This window comes from Salmonella enterica subsp. enterica serovar Typhimurium str. LT2 (assembly GCF_000006945.2).
In the GTDB taxonomy this organism is placed as follows: Bacteria; Pseudomonadota; Gammaproteobacteria; order Enterobacterales; family Enterobacteriaceae; genus Salmonella; species Salmonella enterica.
This window is the reverse complement of sequence record NC_003197.2, coordinates 247917-264860: the sequence shown is the minus strand read 5'-3', so window position 1 is coordinate 264860 and position 16944 is coordinate 247917. Positions and strand designations below refer to the sequence as shown.

13 protein-coding genes and 11 other annotated features are annotated in these 16944 nt (G+C 52.8%); of the genes, 3 read left to right on the top strand and 10 right to left on the bottom strand.

Features of this window, described 5'->3' with window-relative positions:
- Window positions 1-66: 66 nt before the first annotated feature.
- The 9 genes from yaeT to rpsB all read right to left on the bottom strand — a co-directional run bounded on the left by yaeT (window position 67) and on the right by rpsB (window position 10576).
- Entirely contained in the window at window positions 67-2481 is a 2415-nt protein-coding gene (gene yaeT, locus STM0224) for a putative outer membrane antigen (RefSeq protein ID NP_459229.1), read from the bottom strand.
- A 31-nt stretch (window positions 2482-2512) separates the two neighbouring features.
- Window positions 2513-3873 (bottom strand): putative membrane-associated Zn-dependent protease gene (yaeL, locus tag STM0223; RefSeq protein ID NP_459228.1). Within the gene, window positions 2513-3865 belong to an annotated coding region; the region does not span the whole gene.
- Window positions 3868-3873 (bottom strand) — a ribosome-binding site (putative RBS for yaeL; RegulonDB:STMS1H000590). It overlaps the preceding gene by 6 nt.
- A 3-nt stretch (window positions 3874-3876) precedes the next feature.
- Window positions 3877-4747 (bottom strand): CDP-diglyceride synthase gene (cdsA, locus tag STM0222; RefSeq protein ID NP_459227.1). Within the gene, window positions 3877-4734 belong to an annotated coding region; the region does not span the whole gene.
- Window positions 4742-4747 (bottom strand) — a ribosome-binding site (putative RBS for cdsA; RegulonDB:STMS1H000589). Its footprint overlaps the gene before it by 6 nt.
- Window positions 4747-5524, bottom strand: a protein-coding gene (uppS, locus tag STM0221; RefSeq protein NP_459226.1) for an undecaprenyl pyrophosphate synthetase (di-trans, poly-cis-decaprenylcistransferase). Within the gene, window positions 4747-5505 belong to an annotated coding region; the region does not span the whole gene. Before uppS ends, cdsA begins: the two co-directional genes overlap by 1 nt.
- Window positions 5519-5524 (bottom strand) — a ribosome-binding site (putative RBS for uppS; RegulonDB:STMS1H000588). It overlaps the preceding gene by 6 nt.
- Before the next feature lie 293 nt (window positions 5525-5817).
- The gene (dxr, locus tag STM0220) for a 1-deoxy-D-xylulose 5-phosphate reductoisomerase (protein NP_459225.1) occupies window positions 5818-7025 on the bottom strand. Within the gene, window positions 5818-7014 belong to an annotated coding region; the region does not span the whole gene.
- Window positions 7020-7025 (bottom strand) — a ribosome-binding site (putative RBS for dxr; RegulonDB:STMS1H000587). (Overlaps the previous gene by 6 nt.)
- 129 nt (window positions 7026-7154) lie before the next feature.
- Window positions 7155-7725, bottom strand: a protein-coding gene (gene frr / locus STM0219) for a ribosome releasing factor (RefSeq protein NP_459224.1). Within the gene, window positions 7155-7712 belong to an annotated coding region; the region does not span the whole gene.
- Window positions 7720-7725 (bottom strand) — a ribosome-binding site (putative RBS for frr; RegulonDB:STMS1H000586). Its footprint overlaps the gene before it by 6 nt.
- 133 nt (window positions 7726-7858) lie before the next feature.
- Window positions 7859-8596, bottom strand: a protein-coding gene (gene pyrH / locus STM0218) for a uridylate kinase (RefSeq protein NP_459223.1). Within the gene, window positions 7859-8584 belong to an annotated coding region; the region does not span the whole gene.
- Window positions 8591-8596: a ribosome-binding site (putative RBS for pyrH; RegulonDB:STMS1H000585), on the bottom strand. Its footprint overlaps the gene before it by 6 nt.
- Window positions 8597-8728: 132 nt before the next feature.
- The gene (gene tsf, locus STM0217) for a protein chain elongation factor EF-Ts (RefSeq protein ID NP_459222.1) occupies window positions 8729-9592 on the bottom strand. Within the gene, window positions 8729-9580 belong to an annotated coding region; the region does not span the whole gene.
- Window positions 9587-9592, bottom strand: a ribosome-binding site (putative RBS for tsf; RegulonDB:STMS1H000584). It overlaps the preceding gene by 6 nt.
- A gap of 245 nt (window positions 9593-9837) precedes the next feature.
- Window positions 9838-10576, bottom strand: a protein-coding gene (gene rpsB, locus STM0216; RefSeq protein NP_459221.1) for a 30S ribosomal subunit protein S2. Within the gene, window positions 9838-10563 belong to an annotated coding region; the region does not span the whole gene.
- Window positions 10571-10576 (bottom strand) — a ribosome-binding site (putative RBS for rpsB; RegulonDB:STMS1H000583). It overlaps the preceding gene by 6 nt.
- A gap of 424 nt (window positions 10577-11000) precedes the next feature.
- Window positions 11001-11006: a ribosome-binding site (putative RBS for map; RegulonDB:STMS1H000582), on the top strand.
- Between rpsB and map the strand changes: the two genes are divergently transcribed.
- The 3 genes from map (at window position 11001) to dapD (ending at window position 15571) form a co-directional block, all read left to right on the top strand.
- Window positions 11001-11808, top strand: a protein-coding gene (gene map, locus STM0215; protein ID NP_459220.1) for a methionine aminopeptidase. Within the gene, window positions 11014-11808 belong to an annotated coding region; the region does not span the whole gene. (Overlaps the previous feature by 6 nt.)
- 227 nt (window positions 11809-12035) lie before the next feature.
- Window positions 12036-12041, top strand: a ribosome-binding site (putative RBS for glnD; RegulonDB:STMS1H000581).
- The gene (gene glnD / locus STM0214) for a uridylyltransferase (protein ID NP_459219.1) occupies window positions 12036-14717 on the top strand. Within the gene, window positions 12045-14717 belong to an annotated coding region; the region does not span the whole gene. Its footprint overlaps the feature before it by 6 nt.
- 29 nt (window positions 14718-14746) lie before the next feature.
- The gene (gene dapD, locus STM0213) at window positions 14747-15571 is read left to right on the top strand and encodes a 2,3,4,5-tetrahydropyridine-2-carboxylate N-succinyltransferase (RefSeq protein ID NP_459218.1); all 825 of its coding nucleotides are present in this window, start codon (window positions 14747-14749) and stop codon (window positions 15569-15571) included.
- 36 nt (window positions 15572-15607) lie between these two features.
- Here the strand turns inward: dapD and STM0212 are convergent.
- The gene (locus STM0212) for a putative inner membrane protein (protein ID NP_459217.1) occupies window positions 15608-16918 on the bottom strand. Within the gene, window positions 15608-16909 belong to an annotated coding region; the region does not span the whole gene.
- Window positions 16913-16918: a ribosome-binding site (putative RBS for STM0212; RegulonDB:STMS1H000580), on the bottom strand. Its footprint overlaps the gene before it by 6 nt.
- Window positions 16919-16944: the final 26 nt, after the last annotated feature.

Below are 16944 nucleotides of genomic sequence, written 5' to 3'. Positions count from 1 at the left end.
GCGATCCCTGGGGGCATCGCCAAAAGTCATCGCTACACTACCAATGCATTCCTTTGCAGTGAACAATTACCAGGTTTTACCAATGTTAAACTGGAACTGCTCGGCTTTGTCTCCATCGTACTTTTTAAACGGCTGGGCGTAGGAGAAGACCAACGGCCCCAATGGGGACATCCATTGTAATGCGATACCCGCGGACATACGGATGTTGCCTGGATCGCTGTAATCCGGTACATCTGACGGCGCAGATGACGGATCCCAGTTCGTATCCCAAACGGTACCCATATCCCAGAAGAAGGAGGTACGAACCGAGTTGGCATACTTTTCGCTGATGAACGGCGTCGGGGTAATAAATTCCAGGCTGGCGACAGCCATGGCATTACCACCTACCGCATCATCTGATTTACAGCCTGATTCCTGAGTACAGTCTTCGTAATCATCATTATCGTCCCAACTAGTATGGGCGCCATTTTTATAGACCGCTTTCGGGCCGATAGTATTCGACTGGAAACCACGCACGGTACTGGAACCACCGGCATAGAAGTTCTCATAGAACGGCATTTCCTTGCCGCCTAAACCATCGCCGTAACCCCAGCGAGTACGCCCCAGAACCACCCACTTGTGATCGTTATCGATAGGCACATAGGTCGCGGTATCCAGCGACACTTTGTAGTATTCGTTGTCGGAACCTGGAATCGTCACTTTCCCCGTCAGATTGACGCGCGAACCGTCCGTCGGGAAATAACCACGGTCAAGCTTGTTATAGGTCCAGCCGTAGTTAAAGGTGAAGTCATCAGCGGCAAAACTGCTGGTATCAGCAGATTGTCCCATCGACTCAAGATAACGATCCATCGCGATCTGCGGCTGCATGTTGGACAGTTTGTTATGGACATAACCCAGACCAGCACGCAACGTGTTGTACTCGTTGATGGGGAAGCCAAGCGTCACATCCGTACCGTAACTCTTGTTGGTATAGTCGGATAGATCCGCGTCGTCCGCCTGGAAGTCGTTATAGAAGATACGACCACCGAGGCTCACGCCGTCAACGGTAAAGTATGGGTTAGTAACGGACAGTTCGCTGTAGGTCTGGTAGTCGTTTTTGGTGCCGTTAATCCCCACGGAATAACCGGTACCTAACCAGTTGTCCTGCTGAACGCCGGCCTGGAAGCTAACGCCGCTTTCTGTACCGTAACCGATACCGAAGTTAAAGCTACCGGTGTTGCGCTCTTTCACCTTGTACACCACATCAACCTGATCCGGGCTACCCGGAACGCGCTGCGTGTCGGTGTCGACGGTTTCAAAGAAGCCGAGACGGTTCAGACGCTCTTTCCCCTGGTCAACCAGGTCGCTGCCCAGCCACGCCCCTTCCATCTGGCGCATTTCACGGCGCAGAACGGAATCTTTTGAGGTGTCGTTGCCTTCAAAGCGGATCTTACGCACGTAGAAACGGTTGCCCGCATCGACGTTTACGCGCAGTTTTACGGTTTTGTCAGCATCGTTAATTTCAGGCTGTGACTGCACGCGCGGATAGGCGTAACCATAGCGACCCAGAAGCTTTTTGATGTCATCTTCCATTTTGGTCACTTTGGTGCCGTTATAGAGCTCGCCCGGTTCAATTTTCGTCAGGTTCTCAATTTCAGCGGAATGTCCGGCCAGGTTACCGCTCACCTGAACCCCGGAAAGCTTGTACTGATCGCCTTCGGTGATATTGACGGTGATGTAGATCCCTTTCTTATCCGGCGTCAGACTCACTTGCGTGGAGTCAATATTGAAACGCGCGTAGCCGCGATCCAGATAGTAGCTGCGCAAGGTTTCAAGGTCGCCCGCCAGCTTCTGTTTCTGGTATTTACGATCGCCGACGACGTTCCACCACGGCACTTCGTCACGCAACTGGAAATGAGAAATGAGTTCTTCGGTGCTAAAGGCATGGTTACCGACGATGTTGATCTGTTGGATCTTCGCCGATACGCCCTCCTGGAACACCAGTTTAAGATCAACACGGTTGCGCGGTAGCGGCGTGACGACCGCCTTAACGCTGGCGCTGTATTTACCTACGCTATAGTAAAAGTCTTCCAGACCTTTTTCGATATCAGACAACGTGGTGCGATCCAGAGACTCGCCAACACGTACGCCAGACGCTTCGAGGTTTTGCTTGAGCATGTCATCTTTCACCGACTTGTTCCCGGAGAAAGTGATGCTGGCAATGGTCGGACGTTCTTTTACCTGAACCAGAAGGGTATTACCATCGCGCAGGACGCGGACGTCCTCAAAGTTGCCGGTGGCGAACAGAGCGCGAATGGTGTTACTGATATCTTCATCATTAACCGTGTCGCCTGTGCGCACCGGCATACTGAGGAGAGCCGCACCAACGGCGACTCGCTGCAGGCCTTCGAAATGAATGTCCTTCACTACGAACCCTTCAGCACCGTATACGGTGGCGCTGCTGAACAGCAGCGACGCTATGAGCAACTTTTTCATCGCCATCGTTATTATGCGTTCTTCCTAACTAACTCTCTTACAACCGAGAGAAATCATTGAAAAGTGCAAGCCCCATTAACAACACCAGCAAAATCGAGCCAATGCGATAACTAAAGTCTTGAACCCGCTCGGATACCGGCCCGCCCTTAAGCTTTTCAATCGCCAGGAACAGCAGATGCCCCCCGTCAAGAACGGGCAGCGGAAACAGGTTAATTATCCCTAAGTTCACGCTGATTAGCGCAAGGAACATCAGGTAATAAATCACCCCGAACTCCGCTGACATCCCAGCCCCCTGAGCGATAGAAATCGGCCCACTGAGGTTGTTCAGTTTCACATCACCGGTTATCAATTTACCCAGCATACTGACCGTCAGCTTCATCAACTGCCACGTCTTATCCGTGGCTTCGAGGATGGCGCTAAAAGGCCCATACTGGCGTATAGTCTTGTACTCTTCCGGCAGAGGAATAATTTTAGGCACCACGCCTGCAAACCCTTCCGCCTTTCCGTTAACCGATTTCGTATCCGGCGTTAACGTCAACGACAAGGCGCTCCCCTGCCTTTCAATCTCTAACGCTAACGGCTTACCGGGATTATCGCGTACAAACGTCACGAATTTCATCCACTGCGTTAACGGCTGACCATCGACTTTAACGATCCTGTCGCCTGCTTGCAAACCCGCTTTACTGGCTGCGGAATTCGCCTGCACTTCTGACAGTACCGGTTCAATCTGTGGCCCGCGGGGCCGAATCCCTAAAGAAGATACAGGATCTTGCTTATCAGGCTCAAATGCCCAGTGACGTAAATCAAGCGTTTTATCCTGCCGCTGGTCGCTACCAAACGGCGCGACGCTCACCGTCGTCTGCTGATCGCCAATTTTGGACACCAGTTGTAAACGCACGGCATCCCAATCAGGGGTTTCGATACCATCAACGGCTTTAAGTTCCGTACCAGGCGCAATTTGCGCCTGCGCAGCAATCGAGTTGGGCGTTATTTCGCCAATGACCGGACGAACGCCAGGGACGCCGATGATAAAGACCAGCCAGTAAGCAAAGATAGCAAAAATGAAGTTCGCAACCGGACCTGCGGCAATAATTGCGGCGCGCTGGCCCACCGTTTTGTTATTGAAGGCGTGACGACGCAATTCCGGCGCTACCGGTTCGGCGCGCTCATCCAGCATTTTGACGTAGCCGCCCAGCGGGATCAGGGCGATGACATACTCGGTGCCGTACCGATCGGTACGACGCCAGAGCGCTTTGCCAAAACCGATGGAAAAGCGCTCAACTCGCACACCGCAGCGCCGGGCAACCCAGAAATGACCAAATTCATGCACAGTGATCAGCACGCCCAGTGCGATGATGAATGCAGCCAGATTCCAGAGAATACTCAGCATAAAACCTTCCGTTAGAGCGTCCTGAACACCAGTAACAACAGGCAAGCAAAGACCGGTACGGCAGCCGTCAGACTGTCAATTCGGTCCAGAATGCCGCCATGGCCTGGAATCAAGTGGCCGCTATCCTTAATTCCTGCTTCGCGCTTAAACATACTCTCGGTGAGGTCGCCCAGTACAGAAGCCAGAGCCGCCACCACAGAGCAAATCAGCAAGATAACAGGCGCAACATTCAGATTCGCCCACATACCGTAGCCCCATGAGATCACGGCAGCCGTAGCAAGCCCGCCGATAAACCCTTGCCAGGTTTTACCCGGGGAAACCTTCGGCGCCAGCTTATGTTTGCCAAATAATTTACCAAACATATACGCGCCAGAGTCCGCTCCCCAGACCAGGATCATGACATAGAGTAGCCATATTGCGCCACTGTAATGATTCTCGTCATAGTGCCAGGCGCGCAGCGCCAGCATGCCCCAGAAAAATGGCACAATAGTTAACAAACCGAAAATGAGACGCAATGTTTTTGAGTTGCGCCAGATTGCCGCCGAACCGGGATAAAATAGCACCAGCAGTAGCGCGACAACCCACCATCCTAACGATGCCCAAAGCGACATCTCAACCAGCGGTTGACGAATGTTGTGATGATACTCAGGCAACAAAAATAGCATCAGCGCCAATAACAGACCACACAGCACCGCCAGCCAAACCCGCTGTGAACGCGCGGCGAAACCGCTTAACTGTCCCCATTCCCACGCGGCCAGCATACAGACAACCAGCGTAATAATGGCGAACCCCACCGGCGGCAATAAAAAAAGCGCAGCGATGACCGCGGGTATTAACACAAAAGCAGAAATCAGGCGATACTTCAGCAAAAGCAACCCCCATCAGGCTTTGTCATCACCAGGCTCGGTACCGCCGAAACGACGCTCTCGATTAGCAAAGGCATGCAGCGCACCTTCAAAGTCTTGTTCATCGAAATCGGGCCAAAGAACATCCGTAAAGTAAAGTTCGGCATAGGCAATTTGCCAAAGCAAAAAGTTACTAATGCGATGCTCTCCCCCAGTCCTAATTACTAAATCCACAGGCGCCAGCTCATGCATACAGATTTGCTGGCCTAGTCTCTCTTCATCAATCTGATCGGGGCGCAGCACTCCAGCCTGCACCTGTTCCGCCAGTTGTCGGACTCCCTGGACAATATCCCAACGTCCGCCGTAATTCGCAGCGATATTCAGCGTTAGACCCGTATTATGGGCGGTAAGCGCTTCTGATTTGCGAATACGTTCTTGTAAACGTGAGTTGAATCGACTGATATCGCCGATAATACGCAGGCGAACGTTATGGCGGTGCAGGCTTTTGACTTCGCTATCCAGCGCCCACACAAACAGCTCCATTAACGCGCTCACTTCCTGCGCCGGTCGGTTCCAGTTTTCACTACTAAAGGCATACAGCGTTAACGCATCAATACCGTTATTGGCAGCAAAAGAGACCGCTCGCCGGACGGACTTCGCCCCGGCTTTATGCCCAAAGGCCCGGATCTTCCCTTGCTTTTTCGCCCAGCGACCATTGCCATCCATAATTATTGCAACATGACGGCAGCCATGCGCTGGCAAATTTTCGCTTACTGGTTGAGTTGCAGACAACATAACGCGTTTTTTGTCCCTGAAAGGATTTAGCGGTACTCAGGAATACTGAAGCCTTTATACACATTCTCTTCGGTTCGCTTCGCGGATGACCGCGCGTCATCGCCCCTGTCGTGCGCTGTCTGCGCACGCCGGGAACGTACTCGCCTGCCGTCCCGATGCGTCCTGAATGATTTTGTGTATCCACAAAAAAGCCGTGTAAAACCACGGCTAACCTGACCGAAAAAAGCCAAAAACCTGCGATCAGGTGGCGCAGACTATATCACCGAAGCCCAACGCTAACAAATAGCACGATCTTCTGTCGCGGGATAATCGTCAGCGTGAGAGCCGTATCACTTGTTTTCTGGCTACTTCACGCGCGATGGCGTCAACCTGCAATACGTCCTCAACGCTTGCCGGTTCCTGTAAATCCATCCTCTCCAGCACCGCTAAATTGAGCCCGGCGATATCGGTAAAACGAATCTGTTGCGCCAGAAACGCGGCAACGGTGATTTCGTTTGCCGCATTGAGCGCCGTCGTTGCCGCCTGACCTTGCTCAAACGCCTCCATCGCCAGCTTCAGGCAAGGATAACGCTGATAATCTGGCGCGCTAAACGTCAGCGCGCTGAGTTTGCAAAAATCGAGCGGCTGCGCGCCGGACGTGACGCGATTCGGCCATGCCATCGTATGCGCAATAGGCGTACGCATGTCAGGTTCTCCAAGCTGCGCCAGGACGCTGCCGTCCTGATAACGCACCATCGAATGAATGACCGATTGCGGATGGATCAACACTTCCATCTGACGTGCGCTGGCATTAAATAACCAACGCGCTTCAATGTATTCCAGACCTTTATTCATCATGGTGGCGGAGTCGACGGAGATTTTTCGCCCCATCGACCAGTTCGGATGACGACATGCCTGATCCGGCGTCATCGCTGCCAGATCGCACATGGGCGTTTCACGAAACGGGCCACCAGACCCGGTAAGCAAAATCGACGTTACGCCATTTTGCTCAAGGTCAGCGTATCCCAGATTATGCTGAATAGATTGCGGCAAACTCTGAAAAATCGCGTTATGTTCGCTATCGACGGGTAAAAGCCGGGCGTTGCTGCGTTTTACTTCGTCCATAAACAGCCGCCCGCAGGTCACCAGCGATTCTTTATTCGCCAGCAGAATCGTCTTCCCTGCGCGAATCGCCGCCAGGGTCGGCAGTAAACCAGCCGCGCCCACAATGGCCGCCATCACATGCCCGACCTCATCAAGCGCCGCCATCTCACAGGCAGCCTGCTGACCGCTCAGAACCTCGGTGCGGCTGCCATGCTGCTGAAGCATTATTTTGAGCTGTTCTGCGCTCGACGTATCGTCCATCACGGCATAACGCGGCGAGAACTCCAGGCACTGCTCCGCCATGCGGGCGACATTTTTACCCGCCACCAGCGCGATAACGCGGAAGCTATCAGGATTATGGCGCACCACGTCCAGTGTGCTGCAACCAATAGAGCCGGTCGAGCCCAGAATGGTTAATTGCTTCATGAAACGTCCAGAAGTGTTGAAACGGAATAAAAAGCAAAACGCCGCACAGGAGACCTGATAATGTCTTCTGCGCGGCGCTTTGTACACCACTCATCCGCCAGGTTAGCGGTGGAATGAGTTTATATCTGCGTACAGATCAATCAGAACTGCATCAGTTCTGCTTCTTTATCTGCCAACGCCGCATCAACTTTCTTAATTGCCGCGTCGGTCATTTTCTGTACTTCTTCCTGAGAGCGACGATCGTCATCTTCACTGATCGCTTTATCTTTCAGCAGAGCTTTTACTTTATCGTTCGCATCACGACGGACGTTACGAACGGCGACACGCGCCTGCTCCGCTTCGCCACGGACAATTTTCGTCAGATCTTTACGACGTTCTTCGGTCAGCGGCGGCAGCGGAACGCGAATGTCGGTGCCCGCAGAGCTTGGATTCAAACCGAGGTCTGACGCCATGATCGCTTTTTCAACGGCTGGCCCCATAGAACGGTCAAACACGTTAATTTTTAAGGTACGGGAGTCTTCTACCGTTACGCTTGCCAACTGGCGCAGCGGGGTCGGAGTGCCATAGTATTCTACGACAATACCATCCAGCAGGCTGGGAGAAGCACGACCCGTGCGCACTTTGCTGATTTGGGTTTTGAACGCTTCAACGCATTTTTCCATGCGTACTTCAGCATCTTTTCTGATATCGCTAATCACGTTACGAATCCTTGAAAACTAGTCTCAGTCAGACCAGACGGTCACACAATATAAAGATGTGCTAAGTATAGTCTCGTTTAATTTCTGCCAGGTAATAAGACCCGTCAATAGAACAGAATCTTACCCGTATTTGGCGCTCACGGGAATTATTCCGTGATTAACGTCCCTTCTTTTTCGCCCATCACCACACGACGCAGCGCGCCCGGTTTGTTCATGTTGAAAACACGAATCGGCAGTTTGTGGTCACGAGCCAGCGTGAACGCCGCCAGATCCATCACTTTCAGCTCTTTATCCAGCACTTCGCTGTAGGTCAGCTGATCGTACATGGTCGCGGAAGGATCTTTTGCCGGATCGGCAGTGAATACGCCATCCACTTTGGTCGCTTTCAGTACGACATCCGCTTCAATTTCGATCCCGCGCAGACAAGCCGCAGAGTCGGTAGTGAAGAACGGGTTACCCGTACCTGCAGACAGAATCACAACACGGTTATTACGCAGCAGGCTAATCGCCTCGGCCCAACTGTAGTTGTCGCACACGCCGTTTAAAGGAATTGCCGACATCAGGCGGGCGTTCACATAGGCGCGGTGAAGCGCATCACGCATTGCCAGGCCGTTCATGACGGTGGCCAACATGCCCATGTGGTCGCCCACAACGCGGTTCATCCCCGCTTTTGCCAGACCCGCGCCACGGAACAGGTTACCACCGCCAATCACCACACCAACCTGAATACCCAGTTCAACCAGTTCTTTGATCTCCTGAGCCATACGATCCAGTATGCTTGCATCAATACCGAAGCCTTCCGTACCCTGCAGAGCTTCGCCGCTTAATTTAAGCAGAATGCGTTTATAGACGGGTTTTGCATTGGTAGCCATGTTTCTTTCCTGAGACTGTCAACGATTGATATGAGTTAATTCCGGCGACATTGTACGTCGCATTTCAGCGCAGACGCCAGGCGTCGGCTGATTTTACAAGAGAGGCGCAAAAAGAAGCCGCCCTCAGGCGGCTCCTCAGGAAAATCAGGACTGCTTAGACATCGCAGCAACTTCTGCTGCAAAGTCAGTCTCGACTTTCTCAATGCCTTCGCCCACTTCAAAGCGGATGAAGCCAGTCACGTCAGCGTTGTGCTCTTTCAGCAGTTGGCCAACAGATTTGCTCGGTTCCATGACGAAAGGCTGACCAGTCAGAGAAACTTCGCCGGTGAATTTCTTCATGCGGCCTTCAACCATTTTCTCTGCGATTTCTTTCGGCTTACCGGACTGCATCGCGATGTCCAGCTGTACCTGGTACTCTTTCTCTACCACGTCAGCAGACACGTCTTCCGGCTTAACGAATTCCGGCTTGCTTGCCGCAACGTGCATCGCCAGCTGTTTAACCAGCTCTTCGTCAGCGCCTTTAGCGGCAACCAGAACGCCGATGCGCGCACCGTGCTGGTAAGAACCCAGAACGTCGCCTTCCAGGGAAGCGACGCGACGAATGTTGATGTTCTCGCCAATTTTCGCTACCAGAGCAACGCGCTCTTCTTCGAACTGTGCTTTCAGAACTTCTACGTCAGTGATTTTGCCAGCAACAGCGGCGTCCAGCACTTTGTCAGCAAATGCCTGGAAGCCAGCATCTTTAGCCACGAAGTCAGTCTGGCAGTTAACTTCCAGAATGAAAGCGACGTTGCCGTCGATTTTGGTTTTGATTACGCCGTCAGCAGCCACGTTGCCTGCTTTTTTCGCCGCTTTGATAGCGCCGGACTTACGCATGTTTTCGATTGCCAGCTCAATGTCGCCATTCGCTTCAGTCAGCGCTTTTTTGCAATCCATCATGCCTGCGCCGGTACGCTCACGCAGCTCTTTTACCAGGGATGCGGTAATTTCAGCCATTCTAAAATCCTCGAAAGATTTGATCTGCCCGGCATCAAACCGCACAGATATAAAAGTGAAAAAGGGGGCCATATACAGGCCCCCTAACCAAACGTGATACTACCTGGTCTATAAGGGCTCTCCCCTTCATATTTCGAGCCGCAGGCGCGTTGCCTTCACTCGCTCATCCCGGTCACTTACTGATGTAAGCTCCCGGGAATTCTCGAGCTTGCCGCCTTCCTGCAACTCGAACTATTTTAGGGAGTTATCAAGCCTTATTACTCGGCTTCTACGAAGCTTTCTTCCGCCTGGGAAGCCAGATCCTGAGAACGGCCTTCACGAACGGTTGCAGCGACAGCGCCCAGGTACAGGCTAACAGCACGGATTGCGTCATCGTTACCCGGGATAACGAAGTCAACGCCATCCGGATCAGAGTTGGTATCAACGATAGCAAATACCGGGATACCCAGGTTGTTCGCTTCTTTGATAGCAATGTGCTCGTGGTCAGCATCGATAACGAACAGAGCGTCCGGCAGACCGCCCATGTCTTTGATACCGCCCAGGCTGTTTTCCAGTTTCTCAAGCTCACGAGTACGCATCAGCGCTTCTTTCTTGGTCAGCTTTTCGAAAGTACCGTCCTGAGACTGAGTTTCCAGGTCTTTCAGACGTTTGATGGACTGACGAACTGTTTTCCAGTTAGTCAGCATACCGCCCAGCCAGCGATGGTTCACGAAGAACTGGTCGCAGCTGTTAGCAGCTTCTTTCACCGCTTCGCTTGCAGCGCGTTTAGTACCAACGAAAAGGATTTTACCTTTACGAGCAGAGATCTTGTTCAGTTCAGCCAGAGCTTCGTTGAACATCGGTACAGTTTTCTCAAGGTTGATGATGTGAACTTTGTTACGCGCGCCGAAGATGAAAGGCTTCATTTTCGGGTTCCAGTAACGGGTCTGGTGACCAAAGTGAACACCAGCCTTGAGCATGTCGCGCATGGAAACAGTTGCCATGATTTAAAACCTCTATAGATTAAGTTGGGGTTATGCCTCCACGTATCCCATATTACCGACCCCAAAGGGCACCCCGGAATATGTGCCGATACGTGTGTGTTGTTACACAAAGTGAGATTTGTCGCTCCCGTCCATCGTGTGTAGTCTTCGAATGGATCGGAAGTCCGGCGCGCTTTATACCACAAATACGCCACCGACACCAATAATTGTTGGCACTCAGTGCTGAATTGAACGATGAATTTCGTGTTACAGGCAGGCAGCAAATTTTTGCATCCCCGGGAGCTTACGGCCAGTCAGTGACTGGGGTGAAAAAATGTCGCCAACGCACCTGTGGCACGAAAGGCGAAGTTCAGAATGATTCTCAATTTGGCAGGGTACACCCCTGACTGATACCATTGTCAGCACTTACACAATTATTGCCGAAATCATCGGCACTGATGGACAGAATTCATGGCTATCTCTATCAAGACATCTGAAGACATCGAAAAAATGCGCGTCGCGGGCCGTCTGGCAGCCGAAGTGCTGGAAATGATCGAACCGTATATCAAACCGGGCGTCACCACCGGCGAACTGGACCGTATCTGTAACGATTACATCGTTAACGAACAACACGCGATCTCCGCCTGCCTCGGCTATCACGGTTATCCGAAATCCGTCTGTATCTCTATTAATGAAGTGGTGTGCCACGGCATTCCGGATGACGCTAAACATCTGAAAGATGGTGATATCGTCAACATCGACGTGACCGTGATTAAAGATGAATTCCACGGCGATACCTCGAAGATGTTTATCGTCGGCAAACCGACCATTCTCGGCGAGCGTCTGTGCCGCGTCACGCAAGAGAGCCTGTATCTGGGCATCAAAATGGTGAAACCGGGCATCCGCCTGCGCACCATTGGCGCCGCCATCCAGAAATATGCCGAAGGCGAAGGTTTCTCCGTGGTACGTGAATACTGCGGACACGGTATTGGTCGCGGCTTCCATGAAGAACCGCAGGTGCTGCATTATGATGCAGACGATGGCGGCGTCGTGTTGCAGCCTGGCATGACCTTTACCATTGAACCGATGCTGAACGCCGGGGATTACCGTATCCGCACCATGAAAGACGGCTGGACGGTGAAAACCAAAGATCGCAGCTTGTCTGCTCAGTACGAGCATACTATTGTGGTAACGGAAAACGGCTGTGAAATTCTGACGCTGCGTAAAGATGACACCATCCCGGCGATCATCACACACGACGAATAATGTTTTGCCTGATGGCGATGCCTTCGCATCTTATCAGGCCTACAAATTACACCTTTACTCAAAATCATTCGAGTTGCCTCAAGGCGGCAAGAGAGTGAATCTTCAGGAGCGTACATAAGTACGTGACTGGAGTGAACGAGCGCAGCCAACGTAGAAGCAACTTGAAGGATGAAGATAAATACGTAGGCCGGATAAGGCGTTCACGCCATTATCCGGCTTTTTAATGGGTGGCGCATATGAATACTCTTCCTGAACAGCACGCGAATACCGCACTCCCCACCCTCCCTGACCAGCCGCAAAACCCTGGCGTCTGGCCGCGCGCTGAACTGACCGTCGCCGGTATCAAAGCCCGCATCGACATCTTTCAACACTGGCTGGGAGAGGCATTTGACAGCGGCATTTGTGCTGAACAGCTTATTGAAGCCCGAACCGAATTTATCGACCAGTTATTGCAACGCCTGTGGATTGAGGCCGGTTTCGGTCAGATTGCCGATCTGGCGCTGGTCGCTGTCGGCGGCTATGGACGCGGCGAACTGCATCCGCTTTCCGATATTGATCTGCTCATTTTAAGCCGCAAAAAGCTGCCCGATGAACAGGCGCAAAAGGTCGGCGAGCTGCTGACTTTATTATGGGACGTCAAGCTGGATGTCGGGCATAGCGTACGTACGCTGGAAGAGTGTCTGCTGGAAGGTCTGTCTGATTTAACCGTTGCGACAAACCTCATCGAAACGCGCCTGCTGATCGGTGATGTCGCTCTGTTTCTGGCACTGCAAAAACATATTTTCAGCGAAGGTTTTTGGCCGTCCGACAAATTTTACGCCGCCAAAGTAGAAGAGCAGAACCAGCGCCACCAGCGCTATCACGGTACCAGCTATAATCTGGAGCCGGATATTAAAAGCAGCCCCGGCGGCCTGCGCGATATCCATACGTTACAGTGGGTCGCCCGACGTCACTTCGGCGCTACCTCGCTCGATGAGATGGTGGGATTCGGCTTTTTAACCCCCGCTGAGCGCGCGGAGCTCAACGAGTGCCTGCATATCCTGTGGCGCATTCGCTTTGCGCTACATCTGGTGGTCAGCCGCTACGATAACCGCCTGCTGTTCGACCGCCAGTTAAGCGTCGCTCAACGCCTTAACTACAGCGGCGAGGGCAATGATCCGGTTGAGCGGATGATGAAAGACTACTTCCGGGTTACGCGTCGGGTGAGCGAACTTAATCAGATGCTGCTTCAGCTATTTGACGAGGCGATTCTGGCGCTACCTGCGGATGAAAAACCACGTCCTGTTGACGATGAGTTTCAACTGCGCGGCACGCTTATTGATCTGCGTGACGACACGCTGTTTATCCGCGAACCGCAAGCGATCCTGCGCATGTTTTATATGATGGTGCGCAATAGCGCGATCACCGGCATCTACTCTACGACGTTACGCCACTTGCGCCACGCCCGCCGCCACCTGAGCCAACCGCTGTGTTACATCCCGGAGGCGCGCACTCTGTTTCTGAGTATGCTGCGCCATCCCGGCGCGGTCAGCCGCGGCCTGCTGCCCATGCATCGCCACAGCGTACTGTGGGCTTATATGCCGCAGTGGTCGCACATCGTCGGACAAATGCAGTTTGACCTGTTCCACGCATACACGGTGGATGAACACACCATCCGCGTAATGCTCAAACTGGAGAGCTTTGCGAAAGAAGAGACGCGCCAGCGCCATCCGCTATGCGTCGATCTCTGGCCGCGGCTTCCCCATCCGGAACTGATCCTGATCGCCGCGCTGTTCCACGATATTGCGAAAGGACGCGGCGGCGACCATTCCGTACTGGGCGCGCAGGATGTACTCACCTTCGCCGAACTGCACGGTTTGAACTCACGCGAAACGCAACTGGTCGCGTGGCTGGTGCGCCAACACCTGCTAATGTCAGTCACCGCCCAGCGCCGCGACATCCAGGATCCGGAAGTCATCAAGCAGTTTGCCGAAGAGGTGCAAACCGAAACACGGCTGCGTTTTCTGGTCTGCCTGACCGTCGCGGACATCTGCGCGACCAACGAAACCTTGTGGAATAGCTGGAAACAGAGCCTGCTGCGCGAGCTGTACTTCGCCACTGAAAAACAGCTCAGGCGTGGAATGCAAAATACGCCGGATATGCGTGAGCGCGTGCGTCACCATCAGCTTCAGGCGCTGGCGCTGCTGCGAATGGACAATATTGATGAAGCCGCGCTGCACAAAATCTGGACCCGCTGTCGCGCTAACTATTTTGTTCGTCATAGTCCAAATCAGCTCGCCTGGCACGCACGCCATTTATTGCAGCACGATCTGCGCCAACCGTTAGTGTTGCTCAGTCCGCAGGCCACGCGCGGTGGAACCGAAATTTTTATCTGGAGTCCGGACAGACCCTATCTGTTTGCCGCCGTCTGCGCCGAGCTGGACAGGCGTAATTTAAGCGTCCATGACGCGCAGATCTTTACCACTCGCGACGGCATGGCAATGGATACGTTTATTGTTCTGGAACCAGACGGCAGCCCGCTGGCGGCGGATCGCCATGACGTTATTCGCACCGGTCTTGAACAAACCATTACGCAGCGTAGCTGGCAGCCGCCGCAGCCGCGTCGGCAACCGGCAAAGTTACGGCACTTTACGGTCGAAACGGAAGTCAATTTTCTGCCCACCCATACCGACAGAAAATCATTCATGGAATTGATCGCGCTCGATCAACCTGGTCTGCTGGCCAGGGTCGGACAAATTTTTGCCGATCTGGGAATTTCGCTTCATGGCGCCCGAATTACAACCATTGGTGAACGAGTAGAAGATTTATTCATAATCGCCACAGCGGATCGGCGCGCACTTAATAATGTGCTGCAACTTGAGGTGCAACAACGGTTGACAGCGGCCCTCAATCCAAACGATAAAGGGTAGTGTGTTTATTTATATGAAAGAGTTTAACAATGCAGCAGTTACAGAACGTTATTGAGACCGCTTTTGAGCGCCGCGCCGATATTACGCCGGCTAATGTAGATACCGTGACCCGAGAGGCAGTAAACCAGGTCATTTCTCTACTTGATTCCGGCGCGCTGCGTGTCGCAGAAAAAATCGACGGTCAGTGGGTCACTCACCAGTGGTTGAAGAAAGCGGTTCTGCTCTCTTTCCGTATTAACGATAACCAGGTTATCGACGGTGCGGAAAGCCGCTACTTCGATAAAGTCCCGATGAAATTCGCTGATTACGACGAAGCGCGTTTTCAGAAAGAAGGCTTCCGCGTCGTTCCGCCTGCGGCCGTTCGTCAGGGCGCATTTATCGCCCGCAACACCGTGCTGATGCCGTCTTACGTTAACATCGGCGCCTACGTTGACGAAGGCACCATGGTTGACACCTGGGCGACGGTGGGTTCCTGCGCGCAGATTGGTAAAAATGTTCACCTTTCCGGCGGCGTGGGTATCGGCGGCGTACTGGAGCCGCTGCAGGCTAACCCAACCATCATTGAAGACAACTGCTTTATTGGCGCGCGTTCTGAGGTCGTGGAAGGCGTCATTGTCGAAGAAGGTTCCGTCATTTCCATGGGCGTATACCTCGGCCAGAGTACCAAAATCTACGATCGCGAAACCGGTGAAGTTCACTATGGCCGCGTACCGGCGGGCTCCGTGGTCGTTTCCGGCAACCTGCCGTCAAAAGACGGTAAGTACAGCCTGTACTGCGCGGTGATCGTGAAAAAAGTCGACGCCAAAACGCGTGGTAAAGTGGGCATTAACGAATTATTGCGCACTATTGATTAAGCGAGTGAAAAGCGGGGGCGACAGCCCCCCTTTGCATTACGGCGAATGCGGTAACACGGTTTCCGGCGCAATCTTTGCCGCAAACGCCGAAGCCAACGCAGTCAAAACGACATAACCGGCAACCAACGCCCAACTGTTATCATAGACTGCGCTTAACGCTTTAGCGATAAACGGCGTGAATCCCCCTGCCACAACCGCCCCCAACTGAGCGCCAATTGATGAACCGCTGTAGCGTACAGGCGGATGAAACAGTCCGGCGAAAAAAGAAGGTTGCACGGCATTCAGTGAATTATGACCAATGTTAATAAGCAGAACGTAGCCCATTGTCATCAGTATGAGCGAACGGCTTTCCAGCAGCCAGAAAAAGGGAAAAGCCATTGCCGCGACAAAAAGCGCGCCGAAAATATACACCTGACGGCAGCCACGCCGATCCGACATGATGCCAAATAGCACGTGCATGGGATACGCCAGCAGACAGGTGAACATTACAATGTACAGAATAGTCAGGCTGGCAATCCCAAGCTGCGTCGTCGCCCAGGAAACCGCGAAGACGGTAGCAAGAAAAAAGGGAACGCTTTCCGCAAAACGCAGAATTATAATCAGCAAAATGCTGCGCCATTGTTCTCGTACTACTTTGACCACCGGCCTTTCTTCTCTTTGCTGCCTATGATTAATGGCCTGCTGCTTTTTAAACGCACGGAAGACAGGCGTCTCATCCAGACGATGACGCATATATAATCCAGGCAACACCAAAAGCGCACTGAGCAGAAAAGGAATACGCCATCCCCACGATAACAACGCCTCCTGCGGTAATTGGGTCACGACTATAAATACGCCTGTCGCCAATAATTGTCCCGTGAGTCCTCCTGTTTGCGATAGCGCGCTTAACCGCCCCCGGTGCTTTCCAGCAGCATATTCCACGACCATCAACATGGCGCCTCCCCATTCGCCTCCAACCATAAATCCCTGTAGAAAACGCAGAATAACCAGTAAAGCAGGCGCCAGCGCGCCAATACTGGCGTAAGAAGGCAGGCAACCGATGAGAAACGTGACCGCGCCCATCCCCCCTAACGTAATTAATAACGTGTTTTTACGCCCAAGCGTATCTCCCCTGTTGCCAAAAAATAGCGCGCCCAGCGGTCGGGAGATAAATCCCACGCCGAAACTGGCAAAAGAAGATAACGTTGCAGTCAATGGGCTGGCGCCAGGAAAAAAAAGCGGGCCAAATACCAGCGCGCTTGCCAGGCCGTATAATAGAAAATCATAATATTCAATGGAGTTTCCTATCCAGGCGGAAACCACCACCCGGCGAATAGTAGCATTATACGTTCCGGACATAGACTCCGCCTCTCAAGGTTATCGACCACTGCCTC

Bases quoted from the DNA above. Each gene is read 5' to 3' on its own strand.
- glnD (NP_459219.1), top strand. From the start codon at position 12,045: ATGAATACTCTTCCTGAACAGCACGCGAATACCGCACTCCCCACCCTC.
- yaeT (NP_459229.1), bottom strand. From the start codon at position 2,481: ATGGCGATGAAAAAGTTGCTCATAGCGTCGCTGCTGTTCAGCAGCGCC.
- dxr (NP_459225.1), bottom strand. From the start codon at position 7,014: ATGAAGCAATTAACCATTCTGGGCTCGACCGGCTCTATTGGTTGCAGC.
- dapD (NP_459218.1), top strand. From the start codon at position 14,747: ATGCAGCAGTTACAGAACGTTATTGAGACCGCTTTTGAGCGCCGCGCC.
- uppS (NP_459226.1), bottom strand. From the start codon at position 5,505: ATGTTGTCTGCAACTCAACCAGTAAGCGAAAATTTGCCAGCGCATGGC.
- pyrH (NP_459223.1), bottom strand. From the start codon at position 8,584: ATGGCTACCAATGCAAAACCCGTCTATAAACGCATTCTGCTTAAATTA.
- STM0212 (NP_459217.1), bottom strand. From the start codon at position 16,909: ATGTCCGGAACGTATAATGCTACTATTCGCCGGGTGGTGGTTTCCGCC.
- yaeL (NP_459228.1), bottom strand. From the start codon at position 3,865: ATGCTGAGTATTCTCTGGAATCTGGCTGCATTCATCATCGCACTGGGC.
- rpsB (NP_459221.1), bottom strand. From the start codon at position 10,563: ATGGCAACTGTTTCCATGCGCGACATGCTCAAGGCTGGTGTTCACTTT.
- tsf (NP_459222.1), bottom strand. From the start codon at position 9,580: ATGGCTGAAATTACCGCATCCCTGGTAAAAGAGCTGCGTGAGCGTACC.
- map (NP_459220.1), top strand. From the start codon at position 11,014: ATGGCTATCTCTATCAAGACATCTGAAGACATCGAAAAAATGCGCGTC.